Source organism: Exiguobacterium chiriqhucha RW-2, assembly GCF_000416965.1.
GTDB classification, from domain to species: Bacteria; Bacillota; Bacilli; order Exiguobacteriales; family Exiguobacteriaceae; genus Exiguobacterium; species Exiguobacterium chiriqhucha.
Genome location: NZ_ATCL01000020.1, coordinates 486,076 through 507,885 on the forward strand (window position 1 = coordinate 486,076; position 21,810 = coordinate 507,885).

21 protein-coding genes and 1 pseudogene are annotated in these 21,810 nt (G+C 51.7%); 20 read left to right on the forward strand and 2 right to left on the reverse strand.

Annotated elements, in window-relative coordinates; all coding sequences use genetic code 11:
* Positions 1 to 174 precede the first annotated feature (174 nt).
* The 8 genes from recU (at position 175) to M467_RS26615 (ending at position 8,942) form a co-directional block, all read left to right on the forward strand.
* Positions 175 to 771, forward strand: a complete 597-nt coding sequence (recU, locus tag M467_RS26580; protein ID WP_029595649.1) for a Holliday junction resolvase RecU — start codon at positions 175 to 177, stop codon at positions 769 to 771.
* A 21-nt stretch (positions 772 to 792) separates the two neighbouring features.
* Positions 793 to 3,432, forward strand: a complete 2,640-nt coding sequence (locus tag M467_RS26585) for a transglycosylase domain-containing protein (protein ID WP_021067232.1) — start codon at positions 793 to 795, stop codon at positions 3,430 to 3,432.
* 90 nt (positions 3,433 to 3,522) lie between these two features.
* Complete coding sequence (locus M467_RS26590; protein ID WP_021067233.1) at positions 3,523 to 4,083, forward strand: hypothetical protein; 561 nt, start codon at positions 3,523 to 3,525, stop codon at positions 4,081 to 4,083.
* Positions 4,084 to 4,097: 14 nt separating this feature from the next.
* The gene (locus M467_RS26595; protein ID WP_021067234.1) at positions 4,098 to 6,347 is read left to right on the forward strand and encodes a DEAD/DEAH box helicase; all 2,250 of its coding nucleotides are present in this window, start codon (positions 4,098 to 4,100) and stop codon (positions 6,345 to 6,347) included.
* A complete protein-coding gene (locus M467_RS26600) occupies positions 6,344 to 7,501 on the forward strand; it encodes a ribonuclease H-like domain-containing protein (RefSeq protein WP_021067235.1) in 1,158 nt (385 codons plus the stop codon). The genes M467_RS26595 and M467_RS26600 overlap by 4 nt, the downstream gene beginning before the upstream one ends.
* A complete protein-coding gene (locus tag M467_RS26605; RefSeq protein ID WP_021067236.1) occupies positions 7,498 to 8,043 on the forward strand; it encodes an SLOG family protein in 546 nt (181 codons plus the stop codon). Before M467_RS26600 ends, M467_RS26605 begins: the two co-directional genes overlap by 4 nt.
* A gap of 5 nt (positions 8,044 to 8,048) precedes the next feature.
* The gene (gpsB, locus tag M467_RS26610) at positions 8,049 to 8,348 is read left to right on the forward strand and encodes a cell division regulator GpsB (RefSeq protein ID WP_021067237.1); all 300 of its coding nucleotides are present in this window, start codon (positions 8,049 to 8,051) and stop codon (positions 8,346 to 8,348) included.
* An 18-nt stretch (positions 8,349 to 8,366) separates the two neighbouring features.
* Positions 8,367 to 8,942: an NERD domain-containing protein gene (locus M467_RS26615; protein WP_021067238.1), complete on the forward strand. Its 576-nt coding sequence runs from the start codon at positions 8,367 to 8,369 to the stop codon at positions 8,940 to 8,942.
* A 118-nt stretch (positions 8,943 to 9,060) separates the two neighbouring features.
* Here M467_RS26615 and M467_RS26620 read toward each other — a convergent pair whose 3' ends face one another.
* On the reverse strand, positions 9,061 to 9,354 hold the full coding sequence (locus tag M467_RS26620) for a hypothetical protein (protein WP_021067239.1): 294 nt from the start codon (positions 9,352 to 9,354) through the stop codon (positions 9,061 to 9,063).
* A 95-nt stretch (positions 9,355 to 9,449) separates the two neighbouring features.
* Between M467_RS26620 and M467_RS26625 the strand changes: the two genes are divergently transcribed.
* Positions 9,450 to 9,698, forward strand: a complete 249-nt coding sequence (locus M467_RS26625; RefSeq protein WP_021067240.1) for a hypothetical protein — start codon at positions 9,450 to 9,452, stop codon at positions 9,696 to 9,698.
* Between the two features lie 35 nt (positions 9,699 to 9,733).
* On the opposite strand, the gene M467_RS26630 is transcribed toward M467_RS26625, so the two are convergent.
* Entirely contained in the window at positions 9,734 to 11,266 is a 1,533-nt protein-coding gene (locus tag M467_RS26630) for an FAD-dependent monooxygenase (RefSeq protein WP_034797310.1), read from the reverse strand.
* A 155-nt stretch (positions 11,267 to 11,421) separates the two neighbouring features.
* Here M467_RS26630 and M467_RS26635 point away from each other — a divergent pair, with 155 nt between their 5' ends.
* The 11 genes and pseudogenes from M467_RS26635 to M467_RS26685 all read left to right on the forward strand — a co-directional run bounded on the left by M467_RS26635 (position 11,422) and on the right by M467_RS26685 (position 21,764).
* Positions 11,422 to 12,000, forward strand: coding sequence for an NUDIX hydrolase (locus M467_RS26635; protein ID WP_412778518.1), 579 nt, complete (start codon positions 11,422 to 11,424; stop codon positions 11,998 to 12,000).
* Between the two features lie 41 nt (positions 12,001 to 12,041).
* Entirely contained in the window at positions 12,042 to 12,242 is a 201-nt protein-coding gene (locus M467_RS26640) for a DUF2187 family protein (RefSeq protein WP_021067243.1), read from the forward strand.
* A gap of 17 nt (positions 12,243 to 12,259) precedes the next feature.
* Positions 12,260 to 13,453, forward strand: coding sequence for a DUF2157 domain-containing protein (locus tag M467_RS26645; RefSeq protein ID WP_031200207.1), 1,194 nt, complete (start codon positions 12,260 to 12,262; stop codon positions 13,451 to 13,453).
* Entirely contained in the window at positions 13,450 to 13,914 is a 465-nt protein-coding gene (locus tag M467_RS26650; RefSeq protein ID WP_021067245.1) for a GDYXXLXY domain-containing protein, read from the forward strand. The genes M467_RS26645 and M467_RS26650 overlap by 4 nt, the downstream gene beginning before the upstream one ends.
* Positions 13,915 to 14,176: 262 nt before the next feature.
* A complete protein-coding gene (locus M467_RS26655) occupies positions 14,177 to 14,890 on the forward strand; it encodes a 3D domain-containing protein (RefSeq protein ID WP_021067246.1) in 714 nt (237 codons plus the stop codon).
* 169 nt (positions 14,891 to 15,059) lie between these two features.
* Positions 15,060 to 15,776, forward strand: a pseudogene (locus M467_RS26660) (ABC transporter ATP-binding protein); the annotation flags it as partial.
* Between the two features lie 10 nt (positions 15,777 to 15,786).
* Complete coding sequence (locus M467_RS26665) at positions 15,787 to 17,292, forward strand: ABC transporter permease/substrate-binding protein (RefSeq protein ID WP_021067248.1); 1,506 nt, start codon at positions 15,787 to 15,789, stop codon at positions 17,290 to 17,292.
* A complete protein-coding gene (locus M467_RS26670) occupies positions 17,289 to 18,167 on the forward strand; it encodes a diacylglycerol/lipid kinase family protein (RefSeq protein ID WP_021067249.1) in 879 nt (292 codons plus the stop codon). Before M467_RS26665 ends, M467_RS26670 begins: the two co-directional genes overlap by 4 nt.
* Before the next feature lie 133 nt (positions 18,168 to 18,300).
* Positions 18,301 to 19,653, forward strand: a complete 1,353-nt coding sequence (locus tag M467_RS26675; protein WP_021067250.1) for a sodium-dependent transporter — start codon at positions 18,301 to 18,303, stop codon at positions 19,651 to 19,653.
* A gap of 181 nt (positions 19,654 to 19,834) precedes the next feature.
* Positions 19,835 to 20,551, forward strand: coding sequence for a 5-bromo-4-chloroindolyl phosphate hydrolysis family protein (locus M467_RS26680; protein WP_021067251.1), 717 nt, complete (start codon positions 19,835 to 19,837; stop codon positions 20,549 to 20,551).
* Entirely contained in the window at positions 20,535 to 21,764 is a 1,230-nt protein-coding gene (locus tag M467_RS26685) for a toxic anion resistance protein (protein ID WP_021067252.1), read from the forward strand. The genes M467_RS26680 and M467_RS26685 overlap by 17 nt, the downstream gene beginning before the upstream one ends.
* Positions 21,765 to 21,810 lie beyond the last annotated feature (46 nt).

Consider the following 21,810-nt stretch of genomic DNA (forward strand, 5'->3'; position numbering starts at 1 on the left):
TAACAAGGTCGTGTCAATTTGACTACACAATGCACTACATACTAGTTTAACATACGGGAGTTTGGTACGATATGGATTGCGGAAAATCCACACAGGAGTCGAGCGACAGAACTCGACAATCAGACTTCAGACGGAAGGAACGGCTGGGCGAACCTGTTAAACTAGATATTAGGGGTGACGACATTGTTCCATTATCCAAACGGAAAAAAGCCGCAACCTTCGGCTGGGCCGGCCCGATCGAATCCGCAGACGTATGCGAACCGAGGCATGAACCTCGAGACGCTGCTGAACGACACGAACGAGTTTTATCGGCTCCACAGTCGGGCGGTCATCCATAAGAAACCGACGCCGCTGCAAATCGTGAAAGTCGATTATCCGAAACGGAGCGCGGCGAAAGTAACCGAAGCGTATTTCAAGCAAGCATCGACGACCGATTATAATGGGGTGTATCGCGGCAAGTATATCGATTTCGAGGCAAAAGAGACGAACAATAAAACGTCGTTTCCGCTCGGAAACTTCCACGACCACCAAATCCACCACATGCGCGAGTGTGAGCGGCATGGAGGGATTTGTTTTGTCATCATTCGGTTTAGCCGCTATAATACGCAATATGTGTTATCAACGGAGCAATTATTAGTCTGGTGGGAACAGCGCGAATCAGGACGCAAGTCGATTCCGCTCTCCTATATCGAGCAAGAAGCAATTGAAGTTCCAACCCGGGCGATGCCGGCCATCGATTATTTGACGGCGATCGAAGCATGGCTCGATTGAAATAGAAGGAGTGAAGCGTGAATGGAACGAAGTCGGATGGCACGTCGACAAGACACGACGACCAATAAACGTAAACCAGCGGCCAAAAAGCCGAAACCAAAAGCGAAGAAGTCGAAGTTTCGACGCATAATAACGATTTTAGGGATTTTATTCATCATCGGCGTCATCGCCGGCGGCGCATACACCGCGTATGCGATCGCGACAGCACCACCGCTCGATGAAGAGAAATTGGTCGATACGTACCCGATTCAGCTGCTATCGGCTGAAGGTGAACCGCTCGAAGAGAACGGACAGATTCGCGAGTACGTCTCGATTGACGATATCTCGGAAGTGATGCAACAAGCGGTCATCTCAATCGAGGACCGTCGTTTCTATGAACATAACGGGGTCGACTTGCGTCGCATCGGCGGTGCCGTGCTCGCGAACGTGACCGACGGCTTCGGGGCCGAAGGCGGTTCGACGATCACGCAACAGCTCGTCAAGCAGTCGTTCTTATCAACGGATAAAAAGTTGAAACGGAAACTGCAAGAGCAGTGGCTCGCCATCAAACTTGAGCGCGAATACACGAAAGAACAGATTTTAGAGATGTACTTGAACAAGAACTATTATGGTTCAGGGGCATGGGGTGTCCAAGCGGCTTCGAAGACATACTTCAATAAGCCGGTCTCGGAAGTGAACTATCAAGAGGCGGCCATCTTGGCCGGTCTCCCGCAACGTCCGAGCGCCTATGACCCAATCAGTGGTGACCAAGAGCTCACGCGTTACCGTCAAGAGCAAGTGCTCTCTTCGATGAAGCGTGACGGTCACATCACGGAAGAACAATACAATGAGGCGCTCGACGTCGAGATTGCGGATATCATCTCGCCGGGTGCCCAATCGGAAGAAGAGTCGTATACACGTTCGATTTACGCCCGCGTCCAGGCCGAGCTCGAAGAAGACTACGGTCTCGAGCAGGCCGATATTTACGGGACGGGCTTGAAAGTATACACGTCAATCAATAAAGAGTTGCATACGAAGTTCAACAGCGACATCAAAAACAATAACGTCAATCTTCCTGCAGATCAGTTCCCAGAAGATCTTCGTATGGGTGCGACCGTGCTGAATACGAAGACGGGTGAAATCGTCGCCGTCATTGACAGCGAACAAGCGAAACAAGGCGATAAGAACTATCGCGACTATTCGCGTGAGAAACGTCAAATCGGTTCCACGGCGAAGCCGTTCTTCGATTACGGTCCAGGCATCGAGAATGCGCAATGGTCGACGGGGAAAGTGTTGATTGATAAAGCGTTTGACGAGGACGATAACTATAAGCCACTAAACTATTACGAAGGTTTCCGCGGCGCGAATACGATGCGCTATTACTTGACGATTTCCGGTAACACCCCGGCCGTCCGTGCCTTTTATGAAGTACGCGACGAGTTCGGCCAAGACGCGATTCAATCGTTCGTCGAGAACGTCGGCATCGAACCGTCGATGTCAGGCGACGAGATGAACGCGTCGAACGCACTCGGGACGGCGGAAGCAAGCACGACGCAAATGGCGGCTGCTTACGCTGCGCTCGGGACGAACGGGATGTACACGAAGCCGCACTTGATTCAAAAAATCGAGTTCAACGACGGATCGACGATCAATTCGCCAATCAAGGCGAAGCAGGCGATGGAAGACTATACAGCGTATATGTTAACGGACATGCTCCGTGACGTCGTCAGCGGTTCGAACGGCACGTATGAGCCTGGTGCGTTCCCGTGGGATGTTGCCGGGAAGACCGGAACAACGACCGATGAAGAGGGCGACGAGAAGGATAAATGGTTCACCGGATATACGACCGACTACTCAATCTCGGTATGGACGGGTCGTTCCAGCGCCACACCTGTATCTGTGATGAAGCCGAACTACGCCCAATACTATTTCGAGTATATGATGCAAGAAGTGACGAACGCGACGGGACAACCGGACCGCTTCCAGCAACCGGAATCGGTGCTCTCGCTCGGCAATGAGTTGTACGTCAAAGGGACGAAACCGAAAGATTTACAGCCGGATAAACTGGCCGCTCCGACCGGCGCATCGATTGACTATGATGTGCCAGGTGAGACAGGCACACTCTCGTGGTCGTATGACACACAAGGAGTACAAGCCGCTGGCTATCAAGGTCTTTCTTTCACCGTGACGGAGACACGTCCGGACGGTAGCGAACGTGTCGTCGGGACGACCGAAGACACGAGCATCGCCATCGCCGGTCTGGCGGAAGGGCAGACGACGTTCACGATTGTCGCCAACGCGACGAATGCGCTCGTCGGTGATCAACAATCGAGCCCACTTCAAACGTCTTACACGGTCGAACGAGGCGAAGAGCCTCCGGCCGAAGAGGAAGAAGAACCAGCCACGGAAGAGACGCCGCCTGAAGAGGAAGGCGAACCGACCGATGGCGAAAATACTGAGAACAACGGCAATAACGAGAATAATGAAAACAGCGAAAACAATGAGAATAACGGCAACGACACGAACACCGAAGACGAGAATACGGAACCACCGACCGAAGAAGAACCACCAGCCGATGAGACTGATGGGGAAGCGGATACGAATGGAGACGTCAGCCGTCAATCGACAGACTCGAATAGCCAGGGTAACGGCAACGGGAATGGCAACGGTGGTCGTGACTAAAACCGACTCACAGCAAACAGGGCGACATCAGCGCCCTGTTTTTCTGTTTCGTTTGCTATAATGAAAAGAAAGCGAATAGGATGGTGACACATGGTACAACTCTCACTGAAACGCAAGATGAAAGTGTTGTTTGTGATCGACCGACTGCAAGACGATGATTTAGGTATTCCGTTACACGGTATCAACGGCTTGAAAATGAGCCGATTGCTCGTCGAGGAGTCGATTCCGTTCGGACGTTTGATTGATGATCAAGCTGTGGCCGAGGCCAGTGGCCATCCTTATTTGAAACGAATCGGCGTCGAGACGATGTTCCTCGGCGACGAAACATTCTATCCAGAACTTCTGCGGGGCAAGCGTCAAGCGCTCTCGACGCATGAAGATTATCATAAAGCGGTGCAGCGTTACACGAAACACTTGCAAGCCGTTCATTCGAAATGCACGAAGCTACATACCATCGTCTTGTTCGGACGGTCGACGCAACGGTTGTATGACGATGCGATCATTCGACTCGAAGAAGAGAATGGACATGTTGCCGACGCCTTCAAAGAAATGGATGTGCTGCGTTTACCTACTGTCCATCGGCTCGTACGCGATGAACGGATCGGCGAAGTGAAAGCAATCGTGGAGCGACTCGCACCTTCGAAATCGTAAAGAAGGTGAACCTCATGCGGAAAAAACGTTCCGTGGAAGAAATGATCCATACGCTCAAGACCGACCCGGGCTTTTCTCAAAACGTGACACATTGGCATACAGTCGAGGCGAAACCGGCCCGCTACGCACCGATTCCGTCGAGTGTGCCGCCAGATCTTGTCCGGGTGCTGCATGGCCGGGGAATTGAACAACTGTACACCCATCAAGCAGAAGCAATCGAGCAGACGTCGCGTGGGAACTCGACGGTCATCGTCACACCGACCGCATCCGGGAAGACGCTCTGTTACAATCTACCCGTCCTGTCGAAAATGATTGAACAACCGAACGCTCGGGCGCTCTATTTGTATCCGACGAAGGCGCTCGCTCAAGACCAAAACAGCGATTTGATGGAGATGGTCGAAGCGCTCGAGGGCGACTTGCGTTGCTTCACTTATGATGGCGACACGGCACCGGCAGCCCGAACGAAAGTACGGGACGCCGGCAATATCGTCATCACGAATCCAGATATGTTGCATTCTGGCATCTTGCCGCATCATACGAAATGGATTCGCTTGTTCGAGAATTTGGAGTATATCGTCGTCGATGAGCTTCATACGTATCGCGGCGTGTTCGGTAGCCATGTCGCCAACGTCTTCCGCCGCCTGAAACGGATTTGCGCCTATTACGGGAGTCATCCGAAATGGATTATGACGTCGGCGACGATTGCCAACCCGGTCGAGCTGGCTGAACTGTTGACGGAAGAAGACGTCGTCCTCGTCGACAATAACGGGGCGCCACAAGGTAAGAAGCATTTGATTTTCTATAACCCGCCCGTCGTCAATGAAGCGCTCGGCATTCGCCGGAGCGCGACGCTCGAGACGAAGCGCATCGCCTCAAAATTGGTCGAGGCGGACATCCAAACGATCGTCTTCGCCCGCTCACGCGTCAGGGTCGAGGTGTTGTTGACGTATTTACAAGAATTGACGCGGCGCGAGCTCGGTCCAAAGTCGATTGTCGGGTACCGAGGCGGTTACTTGCCGTCGGAGCGTCGCGAAATCGAGCGCCGGCTCCGTAACGGGGAGATTAAGGCCGTCGTCTCGACGAATGCGCTTGAACTCGGCGTCGATATCGGCCAATTGCAAGCGTGTGTGTTGAACGGCTATCCGGGAACGGTCGCCTCGATGTGGCAACAAGCCGGCCGGGCCGGACGCCGTCATTCCGAGGCGCTCGTCATCTTCGTCGCCTCATCGTCATCGCTCGACCAACTCGTCGTCGAACAGCCCGATTTGATTTTAGACCGGTCTCCGGAAGCGGCTCGTCTCGACCCGAACAATTTAATCATCCTCGTCGATCATATGAAATGTGCCGCCTTCGAACTGCCTTTCCAGAAAGGGGAGCGGTTCGGCACGGTCGAGACGGAAGAGATTCTCGATTTCTTGACGGACGCCCACATCTTGCATGAACGGGCCGATAAATATTATTGGATGACTGATGCGTTCCCGGCCCATGACATCTCGCTTCGGACGAGTGACCAAGAGAACGTCGTCATCGTCGATCAAACCGCGAAGAACCAAGTCATCGGTGAGATGGATACGTTCAGCGCGATGACGTTGCTCCACGACGAAGCCATCTATTTACATGGCGCCGAGCAGTATCAAGTCGAACGTCTCGACTTCGAAGAGAAGAAAGCGTACGTCCGACGCGTCGACGTCGACTACTATACGGACGCCAATTTGGCAGTCGAACTGAAAGTGTTGGAAGAGAACAAGACGACCGGCGTGAAGACGTTCGGGGAAGTGTCGGTCATCGCGATGGCGACCCTGTTCAAGAAAATCAAGTTCGGGACGCATGAGAATATCGGTTCCGGACCGATTCACTTGCCGGAGCGGGAACTTCATACGACCGCGACATGGTTCACGCTCGACGAACGGTTCGCCTATTCGGAAGCCGACATGGAAGACCAGCTCGAGGCGGTCAGCGATCTGTTGCGACGCCTAGCCCCGCTCTATTTGATGTGTGACACGCTCGATCTGTTCACGACGATTCAAATGAAAGCGACGCATACAAATAAACCGACCGTTTATTTATATGACCGTTATCCGGGCGGCATCGGGCTGAGCGAAGCACTTTATCGCGACGCCGATGAGGTCTTGGATGCGGCCATTCGAACGGTCGACGATTGTCCGTGCGAGAGCGGTTGTCCGCGCTGTGTCGGAATGATCGGCTACGGTGACTTTAAACAGCAGGTCGTCAGACAGTTGCAAGCATTGAAAGGAACGATATGAAAGCAAAACTATCACGACTCATTAAAACGAATGAACCGAAACAGGTGACCGTGACGCCGGACGACGTCGAACAGGCGAAGTGGCGCGAGCGCGGCGGAGAGATTTTGACGTTCGAACAAGAGTGGTGCGTCCGCTTGAAACAGATTTATCCACTCGATGAGACGTATCATGATTATACGTTCGGAGAGGCGAAAGCCTCGCTCGCGACATCGACCCATCCGTTCTTTCAAGTCGATGTGCCATCTGAACAGGTATTGTTCATGGACACCGAGACGACCGGGCTTCGCGGCTCCGGCACCTCAATCTTTTTAATCGGCTTCGCGCGCTTCCAAGACGATCATCTGGAGATGATTCAGTACGTGTTGCCGCACCCGGCATTCGAGACGGCGTTCTACTATCACTTCTTGAATGACATCGGCGACGAGGTTCGTTTCGTGACGTATAACGGCAAGTCGTTCGACTGGCCCCAAATCAAAACAAGGCATACGTTTGTCCGTTCGAAAGTGAAGGCGCTCCCGGCTGTCGGCCACGTCGATTTGTTGCATGCCTCACGTCGTCTGTTGAAACCGACACTTGAATCGGTCTCGCTCAAAGCGGTCGAGGCCCACTTCGGTCATGCCCGGACGGACGACATGCCTGGCTTTTTGGCGCCGATGCACTATTTTCAATACGTGAAAGAACGGGAACCGGATATCATCCAGCCCGTCATCGAACACCACCATGCTGACTGTTTGAGTCTTGTCTCACTCTATAAACGGCTCTGTCATCTCGTCGAAGCCGATGAGACGCCGTTCGGGGAAGAGCGGGCCCACTGGTTGAACGATCTCGGTAACGCCGAGGCGGCGCTTCAAGAATATGAGCGGCTTGAACAACCGACGAAACGTGCCTTGATGCGTCAAGCCCTGCTGTTAAAACGGACCGGCCAGATGGAGCAGGCGTTGCCGCTGTTCGAACAGGTCGGTACGGTCGAGGCATTCGTCGAGTTGGCGAAATATGCCGAACATCATCAAAAAGACATCAACCGAGCCATCACGTTCACCGAGCAGGCGCTGACGCTCTCGGAACGGAAAGAGACGGTGCTTCGACAGACCGCCTTGACCGAGATGCGGGCACTCCGTCACCGGATGAATCGGTTAGAAAGGAAGCGGTCATGAAAGTTGTCGCCATCACAGGATATCGTCCACATGAGCTCGGCATCTTCAAAGCCGACCATCCTGGCATCGATATCATCAAAGAAGCTTACGAGCGAAAAATAATGGAAGCGATCGAGCTTGGGGCCGAATGGTTCATCTTTAGTGGCACGAACGGTTGTGAATTGTGGGCTGGAGAAGTATTGTTAGAGTTAAGAGAATCTTATCCAATCAAAATTGCCGTGTTTCCACCTTTTTTACAGATGGAAGAGAAGTACAAGCCGTTTGAACAAGAACTGTTCATCCGCTTGCAGCTCGAGGCTGACTTTTTTGAACCGCTGACCCAACGTCCGTACGAGGACCCGAGCCAATTGCGCGCAAAAACCGCCTTCTTTTTGGACAAAGCAGCAGGATTAATCACGCTGTATGACGAAGAGACGGGGGGAAGCCCTCGTTTTCTCGTCGAAGGGGCTAAACGAAAACACCAGATGGAGTTATTCTTGATTACGCCGGAAGAGTTACGTGTAATCGAAGAAGAAAAACAATGGGAACAACATTGGGAGTGAAAATCATGCAGACCGAACTAACAGCTGAAGCCATTTATAAACAAGAATTCAAAACCGCCCTCCGTGGCTACTCACAAGAAGAAGTCGACCAGTTTTTGGACGTCGTCATCCGCGATTACGAGAAGATGACGAAAGAAATCGAACGGTTGCGCCAAGAGAACGAGTCGCTTCGTCGCGGTTCGAACGAACAAGCAGCAGAACCGGTCAAACCGGCCCAGCCTGTCGCGTCGAACTATGACATGTTGCGACGCATCTCGAATTTAGAAAAGGCCGTCTTCGGAAAACAGGTCGGTCCAAGCGAATAAAGGGAGGAGGTGGAGAAGATGTTACAAGTATTGACGGCCGTCAAGAAAGAACCTGAGAAACGACAGACGAAAGGCTTGTTCCGCACGAAAGAAGAAGTCATCACACCACCGAAATCGTACACGGACGAGATCGTCGAGATCATTCGTCATACATGTCGCTTTGATTGGATGATGATTGAACACGTCCAGCTCGGCGATGACGTGCTCGATTATGTGTTGGTCGGACCGAAGGGCGTCTTTTTAGTCCGCATCAACCGGACGACGTCGGCCGTCCATATGACGAACCGAGATTGTCGTCTCGAGACGCCGCTCGGTTGGAAAAACATCTATCCGCATCCGATGGAAGAACTTGAGCGGATGACGAAGCACGTCCGGAGTGTCTTGAAGAGGCAATGCGGACAAGCTGTTCCCGTCACGTCATTTTTAATATTCCCGGAGACACCACGTCTCAAAGTGGAACGCATCAAAGCGAACTGTGCCGAGACGTTCGATGTGATTGACGATGTCATCACGAAGACGAAGCTCGAGCTGTTGTCTGAGGCGACGATTAAACATATCGCCTACTATTGCTCGGAGCGGCAAGTACATAAATGAAAATGGCGCTGAAGAGTCAGCGCCATTTTCATTGTGCCCGGTCGGACAAATACAAAGGCTGCAGACGATGTTAATGTCTACAGCCTGACACAACGGCGCTGTAGTTTAAGCGCCGTTTTTATTTCAATAATTGTCGAGCCTTCTGTTCGTCTTTGCGATGGACGAACAAGGCGACCCGGTCGTCCAAGTTTTTGGCGAGCGGGCGGAACAGGCGGCCGGTCGGTAAACCGTGCTCGACGCGACACGTGATGCCTTGTTCTGTTAAGTACGTATAGTCGTCAAGTAGCGCCTCGCCTTGTTTGCCGAACGCCTCACCGAAGCGGACCCACTGCAAGTTGCGGACGGCGCGGATCGAGACGAGCACGACGAATGTGATGCCTAAGACGATAATTAAAATAGTTTCCAAATTCAAAGCGTTCAACCCCTTCTTTACATAATTTTAAGGGCGCAACCGCTTGAAAGCAACAACGATGGACCGGTATACTCAAAAGAAAGTGGGGGATGACTATGAAAACAACGATTCAATCGCGTCGCGAAGCCGTGACGCTGCTAGAAGACAAGCACGTGCTCTACATCCGCATCCATAACGGACAGACCGGGATGATCAAACAGACCGATGATGGCATCATCGTCGCAATCCCGAATGAAGAGACGGACAAAGTCGATTTTCGCAAGTTGGAAGATATCGAAGCGTTCGAGGCGTTTTATGACTTGACGCTGTCGAAACCAGGGACGCTTTATTACAATCAAGCGTAAACAAAAGCTCCACTCAAATCCGAGTGGAGCTTTTGTTATGGGGACGGCAACCAAGCTGCCATCGTCGCTTGTAGCGCTTCCGGGCGAAGGTGCCGCTGCTTGTGGAGCAGATAACCGTCTGGACGGATGACGAGGACGCCGCGTTTCATGAACAGCGATTTCGCGAGCTCGTTGCCTTGATCGAAGAAGGGACGGCTCGTCTTCGACAGCGTGATGATTTGGAAGAACGATTGATGGTCGTTCAAATAGTCATACAACGCGCTCGCGTCCCGTTTATCGTCGTCGAGCACGAGCACTTGGAAGCGGCCGTCGGCGACTTCTGAAATCTTCGTGCGGAGCCCGTCGTCCGTCCGGATAATCTCGATTTCCGGGAAGATTTTGCCTTCGGTGACGCGTAAGAACGGGACGCGGGAATGTCCAGGATACGACAAGTGTAGCTGGGCAATCCGTTCCGTGATTTTTTGGTTGATGAGATTGACGCGCGTAAAGACGTCGGCGCCTAGTGCTTGGAACGGCAGTAGGACTGGGAGCGTCGTCTGCAACACTTCGGTCGCCACGTTCGTCGTCTGCAGGACGTTACGGGCCACATGTTCGCGCTCATCGCGATATGAATCGACGACGCGGAACGGGGCACCCGCCTTCAAATGAAGCCACAGCTTCCAGCCGAGGTTGAACGAATCGGCGATGCCGGTATTCATCCCTTGTCCGCCGACAGGTGAATTGATATGGGCGGCGTCACCCATGAGAATGACGCGATTGTGAATGAATGAGTCAACCATGCGGTTATGGACCCGGAACAATGAGAACCATTCGACCTCGTCGATTTCGACATCCATATGGCTGCGCTGTTCGATCAACTCACGCAATTCCGCCTCGTTGAACGACTCATCGCTCGCGAGATTGCCGGTGATGCGAATCGTGTCGTCCGTGAGCGGGAAGACTTCCAATACACCGCGGTCCGAAAAGAAAATATGCACCTCTTCACGCGAGATGTTCCATTTAGCTTTCATGTCGGCGAGCACCCACGATTCCTTAAACGATTTTCCGCTGAATGGCAGAGCGAGCATGCGTCGAATCGTACTGTTCGCTCCGTCGGCCGCCACGACATATTTGGCCTCGATTGTCCGGTTTGAGTCTGACTCCAAATGTGCGAGCACACGAGACGGGTAATGTGTCAGCGAAACGAGCGCTTCCCCACGCTGGACGTAATGCCCGTGCTCGTTTAACGCCGCCTCGAGAATTGCTTCGGTCTCGTTTTGACGGAGCAACGTCACGAACGGATAGGGCGTGACGAGACGGGAAAATTCGAGCTTGGCCGTCCATTGTCCTGAAAAATATAGATTTCCTTTCTCGATGGTCCGCGCCCGGTCGAGCACTTCTTTGGCGACATCGAGACGAGAGAAGACTTCAATCGTCCGCGGTTGAATCCCGATGGCGCGGGAGTTGTTCGACGGTGTCGTCTTGCGATCGATGATTTCAAATGAGATTCCATATCTGGCTAACGTCAGCGCGAGCGTGAGTCCGGTCGGGCCCGCCCCGACAATCAATACATCAACTTGTTTGTCCACCACATCTACCATCTCCTATCATTAATAATGATATTTCCGACATTTGATGCGTTTAAACGAGGAGACAACGGTGGAACTGTAGAAACATAGAGAATGAGGTGGAGAACATGAAACAATCGTGGATCACGGAACAACAATTGCGTGACAGTTTTTCGATGGAAGAGAATTATGAACAGACGGCTGCCGTATTGATTCCTTTGGTCGAGGTCGATGGAGCGTGGCATGTCATCTTTGAAGTGCGCGCCCATACGATGCGGCGCCAGCCTGGAGAAATCTCATTCCCGGGCGGCCGTCTCGATCCTGGCGAGACCCCGGTCGAGGCGGCTGTTCGTGAGACGAGTGAGGAGCTATTGCTCGCGATGGAAGAGATTGAAGTGATCGGTCGCCTGCAACCCCTCGCAACGCCACATCGGCAACTGATCTATCCGTTCGTCGGAGTGATTCCGAAGCTCCCAGACGTCCGTCACACCGATGAAGTCGACCATCTGTTCTCAATCCCGGTCGAGACGTTGCTGTTGCTCGACCCGTTCCACGGCGAGATGGAATGGACGATGAATCCTGATCAAAATATTCCGTTTGACCGGATGGCGAATGCTAAAGCGTACGAAAAACGGGTAATTAAAATGAGAGAACCTTTTTATGAACATGAAGACTACATTATTTGGGGATTGACTGGAAAAATTTTGACACAATTTATTAAACGGCTTAAAGAAAACGTATTCAAACCGATATAATTTCGTTATAATGATAGAAACAAATTTAAGATTGGAAGTGAATGGGTGTGTCTGTAGAATTCGTTGTGGGTGATATCGTCAAGTCAACTCGTGAAGGTTGGGTCGCAGAAGTGACTGCCGTATTGACCAATACGGTCATCGGGGACGTTTCCATCATGGAAGAATTTCAACAGCTTGGTCTCGAATTCGAGAAGCAAGTTTTACTGAAAAAAGATTTGGAATTGATCGAACGCGCCAGCTGACCTTTTAATCGAAAGGGATGATTCAGGTGTCCATTGACAAAAAAGTTCGTGAATGGGAAGAGGCCGGTTTACTGGATGAAGTGACCGGTCAGCGCTTGGTCGAGTATGAACATAAGAAGTTGGCGGTCGGTGACAAACGTGAGCACAAACCGCCTATTCTTGTGATTATCGGATCGATTTTGCTCGCACTTAGTCTATTCAGTTTTGTCGCGGCCAATTGGCAAGCGATTCCTGATCTTGTGAAAGTCGCCATTTTCCTCGTGTTTATGGTCGGGATGTATGTGACCGCCGAACGCCTGCAAGTGAAAGCGTCACGCTATGTCACGCTATTCCGACTGTTAGGCGTCGCCTTTTTCGTCGCCACGATGATCGTCATTTTCTCGACGTATAATCTTTCCTCGCAAATTCCGTTCTTATTCTGGTTATTCCTTGCCGTCGCCGTCATGCACAAATTGATTTTCAAACATCCGATTTTCACGTTCTTGGCCGCACTCGCTGGCTTTTTGGCAATCACGAATAGTTTTCAAGGCATCGGCATCACGTTGATTGCGTTCGGATTGATCGTGACGTGGGTCTGGTTCCATTATGGGGACAACGAGCTCGATCGCATTTTCGCCTGGTTCGGCTTCTACGGCCTATTGATCACGATTGGTCAGTACGCCGACTATGAAGGCCGCTTTTGGCCGTTATGGGCACTCGCTGCGCTACACGTCTTGTTTCTCGTTTATCGGGAGCGGGCCCAATGGAACTATCTGTACCTTTTCGTCGCAGCCGTCCTATCAATCGGCTATTTGATTAATGCGACGGAAGGCTGGTTGTCGCAACGAACGCCGTCGGTCATCGAGGCGACAATCCTTTCGGTCGTCCTCGTCGCCGTCTATTTGTTGCACCGACGTCCAGATTTGATGTGGGTCAGCCTGCTCGCCGTCATCCCCTTCTCATTGTTCGAGGATTCGGGCATCTTGCTGGCCATCCTGCTTGAAGCGGTCGCCCTCGCTTATCTCGTCTATCAAGACCATAATCGCAAACCGATCGTGCTCGCCTTCATCTATTTCTTGCTCGTTCAAATGACGATCTACTTCATCTATGTTTGGGATAAACTCGATATTTCACTGTTCTTCCTCATCGGAGCATTGATCGTCTTCGCATTGTCGCTAGCCTTGTGGTGGCGCAGCCGTAGTCGTACGACGAGAGGGGATGCTCAGACATGAAACGATTGACGCCTTGGCTAGTACCGATTGTGCAAGTGTTGATTGCCGTCGGGTTTATACTGCTCGTCTATGCGGTCTCCTGGTTCGGTGAGACATATACGTTCAAAGCGACTTCCTACGAACCGTACGACCCGTTTTTCGGAGACTTCGTCTATTTGGAGTATGACTCGTTCGAAGGAAAACAAGATGTCGAGTCAGGGACAGTATACGTCTCATTCAAAACGGGGGACGATGGATATGCGACCATTGACCGGGTCAGTTCACGGCCGTTTTTCGGAGGCACTCGGGCCAACTATTACGACCGCCAAGTATATATTGATGATATGAGTTCGTATCGTGTCGCTGAGGAAGAGACATCAGCAATCGAAGGGGCGAAGACGTTCGAAGTGGACGTCGACGTGGCACCTTGGGGCATGGTAAGACCTCACGATTTGCGCTCGACCGAAGCTGAAACAGAATGACAATCAGATTACAGATTTGTTACACGTCGTGTTGTAACGAATCTGTAATTTTTTATAAAAATGCTTGGTAGCGCTATGTTTCATGTAAATGTTACAGATTGTAACCGACAGAGAGTCGATGTGTCAGAAATATTTCACTTCATCAAAATCCCTTCTCGGGGTCGGACGGGCATGGTAAATTAACTCCTGTTCGTTAGATGACGAGAAAGGTGCTGACCTATTGATTATGCATTCCTTAAAATATATGATGACTGTCCTACTTATGGCTGTGGGAACGTTCGCGTTTGCCGCGACGGCCGATGCCGCCCAAATCGGGATTGGGACGGAACAAAAAATTGTCCAAAACCCACTTGAATTGGAACGAAAAGCGATCGAGCAAGAACGCCAGCAAAAGATTGCACGAGAAAAACGACTAGCCGAACAGAAACGGATCGCGGAAGAAAAACGTGTCGCTGAAGCGAAACGGATTGCGGAAGAAAAACGGGTCGCCGAAGAGAAAGCCGAGCGAGAGCAGGCAGAGCGTGAAGCAAAAGCAGAACGTTTGGCCGAAGAAAAACGTGTCGCTGCCGAGCAGGCACGACAAGAAGAAGCGAAACATCAAGCCGCAACTTCGAAAAAGCAATCGACGGTGTCGACAACGACTGCAACTCCAGTCTCGACGACAGGACGCTCCATTCAAGCCGAGTCGACGGCGTACACGAACGATGCAGCCGATAACGGCTCATACGGGGGCCGCGTCTTGACGGCAACCGGTCATGATGTCACGGATTCGATTTTCTATAACGGCATGCGTATCATCGCAGTCGATCCAGCCGTCATCCCACTTGGAACGATTGTTCAAATCGAAGGTGTCGGTCAAGCGATTGCCTTGGATACGGGTGGACGCATCAAAGGAAATATCGTCGACTTGCTCGTCGACACGAAAGACGAGGCCATCAACTGGGGTCGTCGCCACATCACGATTACACTTCCATAACAGCAGGTTCTCCTTTAGGAGGACCTTTTTTGTGCCTTGCTTCATGATTTTGCTTACCGGCAGTGTCCATACGCACCAGATAGCACGTCCGATTGTTTAACAAACGTTGGAAACGGGCAAACTAATATTTGACTTTCATGAAAAAGTTACGAGCCGAGGAGGGGTAGAGTTGATAGAATTTCAAAATGTGTCCAAGCGCTACGAAGACGGGACGCTAGCCGTCAAAGACTTGGATTTGACAGTCCGTAAAGGAGAGATTTTTGTCTTAATCGGGCCATCGGGGTGCGGGAAGACGACGACGATGAAGATGGTGAATCGACTGATTGACCATACAGATGGAAAAATCCTCATCGACGGGAAAGAGATTTATCAATTCGATATATACGAGTTGCGACGCAACATTGGTTATGTGCTTCAACAAATTGCCTTATTCCCTCATTTAACGGTCGAGGAAAATATTTCTGTCGTTCCCGAATTATTGAAATGGCCTAAACAGAAGACGAAGGACCGCGTGACCGAACTCATGAACATTGCAGGGCTGGATCCGGTCTTACGAATGAAAAAGCCGACGGAACTATCCGGTGGACAGCAACAACGCGTCGGCGTACTGCGGGCGCTTGCAGCCGACCCGGAAGTCATCTTGATGGATGAACCGTTCTCGGCGCTCGATCCGATTAGCCGAGGTCAGCTTCAAGATGATATTAAACGCTTGAACGATGAGCTCGGGAAGACGATTCTGTTCGTGACCCATGACATGCAAGAAGCGATGAAACTTGGGGATCGCATCGCCTTGATGCGTGATGGCGAATTGGTCGTTATCGGTACTCCAGATGAAATTAGAGCGAGTACGGATCCGTTCGTCCTCGACTTTACACAACGTGGAAGAGGTGAGGTAGATGCTTGAGACATTTCAAAACCGGCGTGGCGAACTCGTCGAGGCGCTGATTGAGCACTTGCAGCTCTCCGTCGTATCACTTTTGATAGCCGTCTTAATCGCCGTTCCGCTCGGGATTTGGTTGACGCGTCGCAAGAAAGTGGCCGAGACCGCCATCGGCGTTACCGCCATCATTCAAACGATTCCTTCTTTGGCACTCCTCGGTCTTATGATTCCGCTCGTCGGGATTGGTGCTTTACCGGCGACGATTGCCCTCGTGTTATATGCCTTGCTCCCGATTTTACGAAATACTTTCACCGGGCTGAACGAGGTCGATAAATCGCTCATCGAAGCGGCCAGGGCTTGTGGGATGAAACCGAACCAAAGTTTGATGAAAGTCGAACTCCCGCTCGCGCTACCGGTCATCATGGCCGGGATTCGAACGGCGATGGTGCTGATTGTCGGAACGGCGACCCTCGCCGCCCTCGTCGGCGCAGGTGGGCTCGGGACGTTAATCCTTCTCGGCATCAACCGAAACGACAATTACTTAATTCTCCTCGGGGCAATCCCGGCCGCCATCCTTGCCTTGTTGTTCGATTTCTTGCTACGCCAAATGGAAGGGGCGACGGCAACCCGGAACAAGACGAAATTGATTGCCGTCTCGACCGTGTTGGCGCTCATCGTCGCGGCCCCGCTAGCCTTCGGTCGCACGCAACAGACCGACCTCGTCATCGCGGGGAAACTCGGGCCAGAGCCTGAGATTTTAATGAACATGTATAAGCTGTTGATTGAAGATCAGACTGATTTGTCTGTATCCGTCCGTCCAAACTTCGGAGAGACGACGTTCGTCTGGGGCGCGTTACAATCAGGCGATGTCGACATCTATCCAGAATTCACAGGAACGGTGCTCGCGAGTCTCGTGAAAGAGACACCGAACTCGAACGATGCCCGTGAAGTGTATGAACAGGCTCGGGACGCGCTCGCCGATGACGGCTATGCGTTGCTTGAACCGATGCAGTTCAACAACACATACGCCATCGCGATCCCACGCGACTATGCCGAGCAAGAAGACATCACCGCCATCTCGGATTTACGAAACGTTCAATCGGATATTAAGGCCGGATTCACGCTCGAGTTCACAGACCGTGAAGACGGATACCCGGGACTGCAACAAGCGTATGGTCTCGATTTCCCGTCGGTCGTCTCGATGGAACAAAAGTTGCGCTATCGTGCCATCGCACGTGGAGACGTCAACCTCGTCGATGCGTATGCGACCGACCCGGATATCGCCGAGAACGAATTGCTTGTCCTCGAGGACGACCAACAGTTCTTCCCACCTTACCAAGGAGCTCCGTTGGTGAAACAAGAGACGCTCGATGAACATCCGGAAATCGAGGATGCCCTCAACCAATTGGGTGGTAAAATTACTGACGAAGAGATGTCTGAATTGAACCGTCGCGTCGCGTACGGGAATGAACGGGCGTACGACGTCGCGAAGGACTTCTTGGAGCAGGCTGGTCTGTTATGAGAGCATTGATTATCTCCAATCCCACGTCTGGCGGGAACGAGACGATGCTCGGTGAGGTCGTCGGGACGATTGAATCGTTATACGATGAGATTTTGATTCGGAAGACGCTCGCGCAAGGAGACGCCGGTCGCTTCGCCGAAGAGAGCGGGGCTTACGAGCACTTGATTGTCATCGGCGGGGACGGGACGCTACATGAGGTCGTCAATGGCTTGATGAAGCTTCCGCGAGATGAACGGCCGACAATCGGTTTGATTCCGGCCGGCACGTGTAATGATTTTGCCCGTGCCCTCGCGCTACCGGTCGAACCGATCGAGGCGGCCCGTTTGTTCAAGATGAGTTACGCGCAATCGGTCGATGTGATGCGAGTCAACGAACGGTACGGGCTCAACTTCATCGGGGTCGGCCTGATCGCGGACGCGTCGAGACAAATCGATCCGCTACAGAAAGAATCACTCGGGTCGATTGGTTACTTTTTAGCGACGATCCGGCAGTTTCGTGAACTCGATCCATTCGATGTTCGCATCGAACACGGTGGGGAAGTCGTCCACGATGGACCAGTCAGCTTCCTATATGTAGGGAACGGGGCTTATCTCGGGACGGTACCGACGAAACTCCCGACCCAGTCGTTCACGGACGGACTCGTCGAGGTCGTCCATAGTTCCGCCATCGGCTTCCCGATGATTCGTCAATTGTTGACCCAACAGCTCGGACTCGAACAGTCGTCTCAGGAATGGGTGCATCTACAGATGTCTCAACTGACCGTCCATTTGAGTGAATCTCAACTCATCGACGTCGATGGGGAGCACTTCGAGGCGGAACGGCTGGACGTCGATGTCCTGCCGGGCGAGTTGTCATTTCTTGTCCCGTCACACTAAAAATCGATAAAAATTGCTGACAGAGAAAAGAATTCAGACTTTTCTCTGTTTTTAGTTGTTCTCATTTCTGAACCGTGTTAGTATTTCACTATTATTATGAAAAAAGATATGAAAACAGGAAGTAGGGATGGTAATGGCGCAAAATTCGTTCGCCTCAAAAATTGGATTCATCTTAGCGGCCGCAGGGTCTGCGATTGGTCTCGGTGCAATCTGGAAATTTCCGTATGTCACCGGCACAAGTGGAGGCGGCGCCTTTTTGCTCATGTTTTTAGCGTTCACGCTCTTACTCGGGTTACCGTTATTGATTGGTGAATTCATCGTCGGACGCTCGACACAAAAGACGGCACTGCTCGCTTTCAAAAAATTAGGACACCGTCGTTGGACACTCGTCGGCTACCTTGGCGTCATCGCATGTTTCTTATTGCTCTCATTCTACAGTGTCATCGGTGGTTGGGTTTTAATCTATGTCGGTCTCGGATTGAGCGGGACATTGAACGGACGTTCGCCTGACGAGTTCGGTGCCGTGTTCGGAGATGTCGTTTCGTCACCAGGCATCGCCGTGTTCGGTCAGTTCTTGTTCTTATTGATTACGCTCTTGATTGTCTTAAAAGGTGTCGAGGCTGGCATCGAGCGCATGAGCAAGATTTTAATGCCGCTCTTGTTCGTCAGTTTCATCGTGCTCGTCATCCGTTCGTTGACGCTTGACGGAGCGATGGAAGGGGTTCGCTTCTTCTTGCAACCTGACTTCTCTGCCTTGACCGGTGAATCGGTCTTGTTCGCCCTCGGTCAAGCGTTCTTCTCGCTATCGCTCGGTGTCGCAGCCATGTTGACGTACGCGTCGTACATTCAGACGAAAGGCACGCTCAATCGTTCAGCGAACATGATTGTTCTCTTGAATATTGCCGTCTCGCTACTCGCAGGCCTCGCGATATTCCCGGCCGTCTTCGCTTCGGGTCTTGACCCGGCAGAAGGACCGGCGCTTCTCTTCGTTGTCTTGCCGGCTGTATTCAACCAAGTACCGCTTGGTGGATTCTTCATGGTGTTGTTCTTCCTCTTGTTCACGTTCGCTTCAATCACATCATCGATTGCGATGCTTGAAGTCGTCGTCGCCGGTGTGACGGACAAGTTGAACGAGAAGAAACAAACGATATCGAAGCGAAACGTCACCCTGTTGTCAGCGGCCATCGTCTTCGCAGTCGGGATTCCATCGGCACTCTCGTTCGGTGTCATGAGCGAGATGCAGTTCTTAAACGGTCGCACGTTCTTCGATTCGATGGATTACATCGTCAGCTACGTCTTAATGCCAGTCGGTGCGCTCTTGACATCGATTTTCGTCGGCTATATCGTCGACCAACGCATTTTGAAAGAAGAGATTCAAACGTCAGACATCGGTGTGAAGTTGTACCCGATCTGGCACTTCTTGATCCGGTACGTCATTCCGGTGACGGTTGCCGTCGTCATGGTGTCGACGTGGGTCACATTATAATCGTAGAAACCTCCTGATTCGTCGAATCAGGAGGTTTTTTGTCCAGTCATCGGCCATACTTTTCGTTCTTGCGACCGAGAGAGCGCGCGGGAACGTTATGCTAAGCTTATAAAGATGACGAAACTTTTTTTGAAGGGTCACGTAAGGTACAATAGAAGTATCATGAGACGAGGTGAAACGGATGAAAACATGGATGAAATGGGCCCTGACCGGGGCAATCCTATATTTTGCCATAAGCGTTTTTGATTTCTCTTGGTTGTTTATCATCGTCGGGGCGCTCGTGTTGAACGAGGTGTGGTCGAACAGCAAACGCAGGAAGCGGGCACCGGCGCCTGTCGCCAAGCGGGCCAAAAAGAAACTGTTGCTCGACGAGGACGAACCGTTCGTCGGTTCACGCATCTTGAAACCGCTCGAAGAAGCGGCGCCGGTGCGCCAATTTGAAGCGACAGATGATTTAGAGCTTCAATTTTTACAGCGGACGATTGAACAAGGCTATGAGAAGTTACAACAGATTGACCGCGTCTTGCCTGAGATTAAAGACATCGAGGTGCGGCGTGAGATGAAGGCGGTCTCGAAAGAAGCACACGAACTGTTCGCTGAGCTGTTCGAGAACCCTCAAGATGCCAAACATGTCCGTGACTTGTTCACGTTCTATTTGGACTCGCTCGTGTCGGTCGTATTGAAATTCAAAGAACTAGAAGGAAAACGAGTCGTCATTCAAGAAGAGACACGTGAACAGTTGATGACCAATATGCGGCTCATCGTCGACAAGTTCAAACAACAGCGCAGTCGTCTCCTCGAAGATGACGCGGTCGATTTTGAACGAGAGTTGATTATGATGGAGAGAGTATTGGCCGATCAACCAGAAGGGAGAAAAAAGCATGACTTCATCGAATGAAACGAACTGGCAGTCATGGCCAGAAGAAGAACTTACTTCCCAAACGAAAACGAAGACAGAAACCGATGCGATTTCGGACCCGTCCGTGGACTGGTCAGCGATGACCGAGAAACATGAGGTGCCGGCCATTCAAGTAAATGCCGACGTCCCACAAGCGCACCGGGAACGCATCACGCGCATCGCAGAGTCGATTGATATTAAAAAGACGGATTCCGTCATGCTGTTCGGTTCGAACGTACAACGTGAACTGTCGCAATTCTCGGACCAAATCTTGACTGAGGTCCGGATGAAAGATGGCGGTGACGCCGGCAAGCTATTGTCCGATTTGATGCAGAATGTGCGCAAGATGGACCCGGACATGCTGCAGCCGGAGAAGAAGAGCTTCATGGACAATCTGCCGCTCATCGGCCGGGCCAAAAAGAAAGCCGAGAACTATAAGTTACAGTTTGAAAAGATGAGTGTCTATTTAGAAGAGGTCATCCATAATCTAGACCGGGCCAAGTTCGGTTTGATGAAGGATATCACGATGCTCGATCAAATGTACGACAAAAACAAACGCTACTTCGAAGAACTAAACGTCTATATCGCCGCTGGGGAGACAAAGCTTGATCACGTACGGAGCTATGAGATTGCCCCGCTTCGTCAAGAAGTCGAGATGTCGAAAGACCAGGTCAAACTGCAACAGTTGAACGACATGATTCAACTCGCAGACCGGTTCGAGAAGAAGTTGCACGACTTGAAACTGAGCCGGACGATCAGCCTGCAGATGGCCCCGCAAATCCGGGTGATCCAGCAGAACAACCAGATTCTAGCCGAGAAAATCGAGTCGGCGGTCGTCAATACGATTCCACTTTGGAAAAACCAAGTCGTGCTCGCGCTCAGCTTGACGCGACAAAAGACGGCGCTCCGGATGCAGCAAGACGTCACAAAGACGACGAATACGTTGCTCGAGCAGAACTCGAAGATGTTGAAAGACTCTTCAATCGAGATTGCCACGGAGAACGAGAAAGGCATCGTCTCGGTCGAGTCGCTTAAAGTGGCGCACGAGAACTTGCTCTCGACGCTCGATGAGACGCTCCGGATTCAACAAGAGGGACGTCAGAAGCGTCGTGAGGCGGAACGTGAACTCGATCGGATGGAGCACGAGTTGAAAGAAAAAGTCATCGAGATTGCTTCGAAAAACAAAGAGTTGCCAAAAGAGACTGGATATTGAACGGGGAAAGTCTGAGCATTCAGACTTTCCTTTTCTTCGAGGAGGA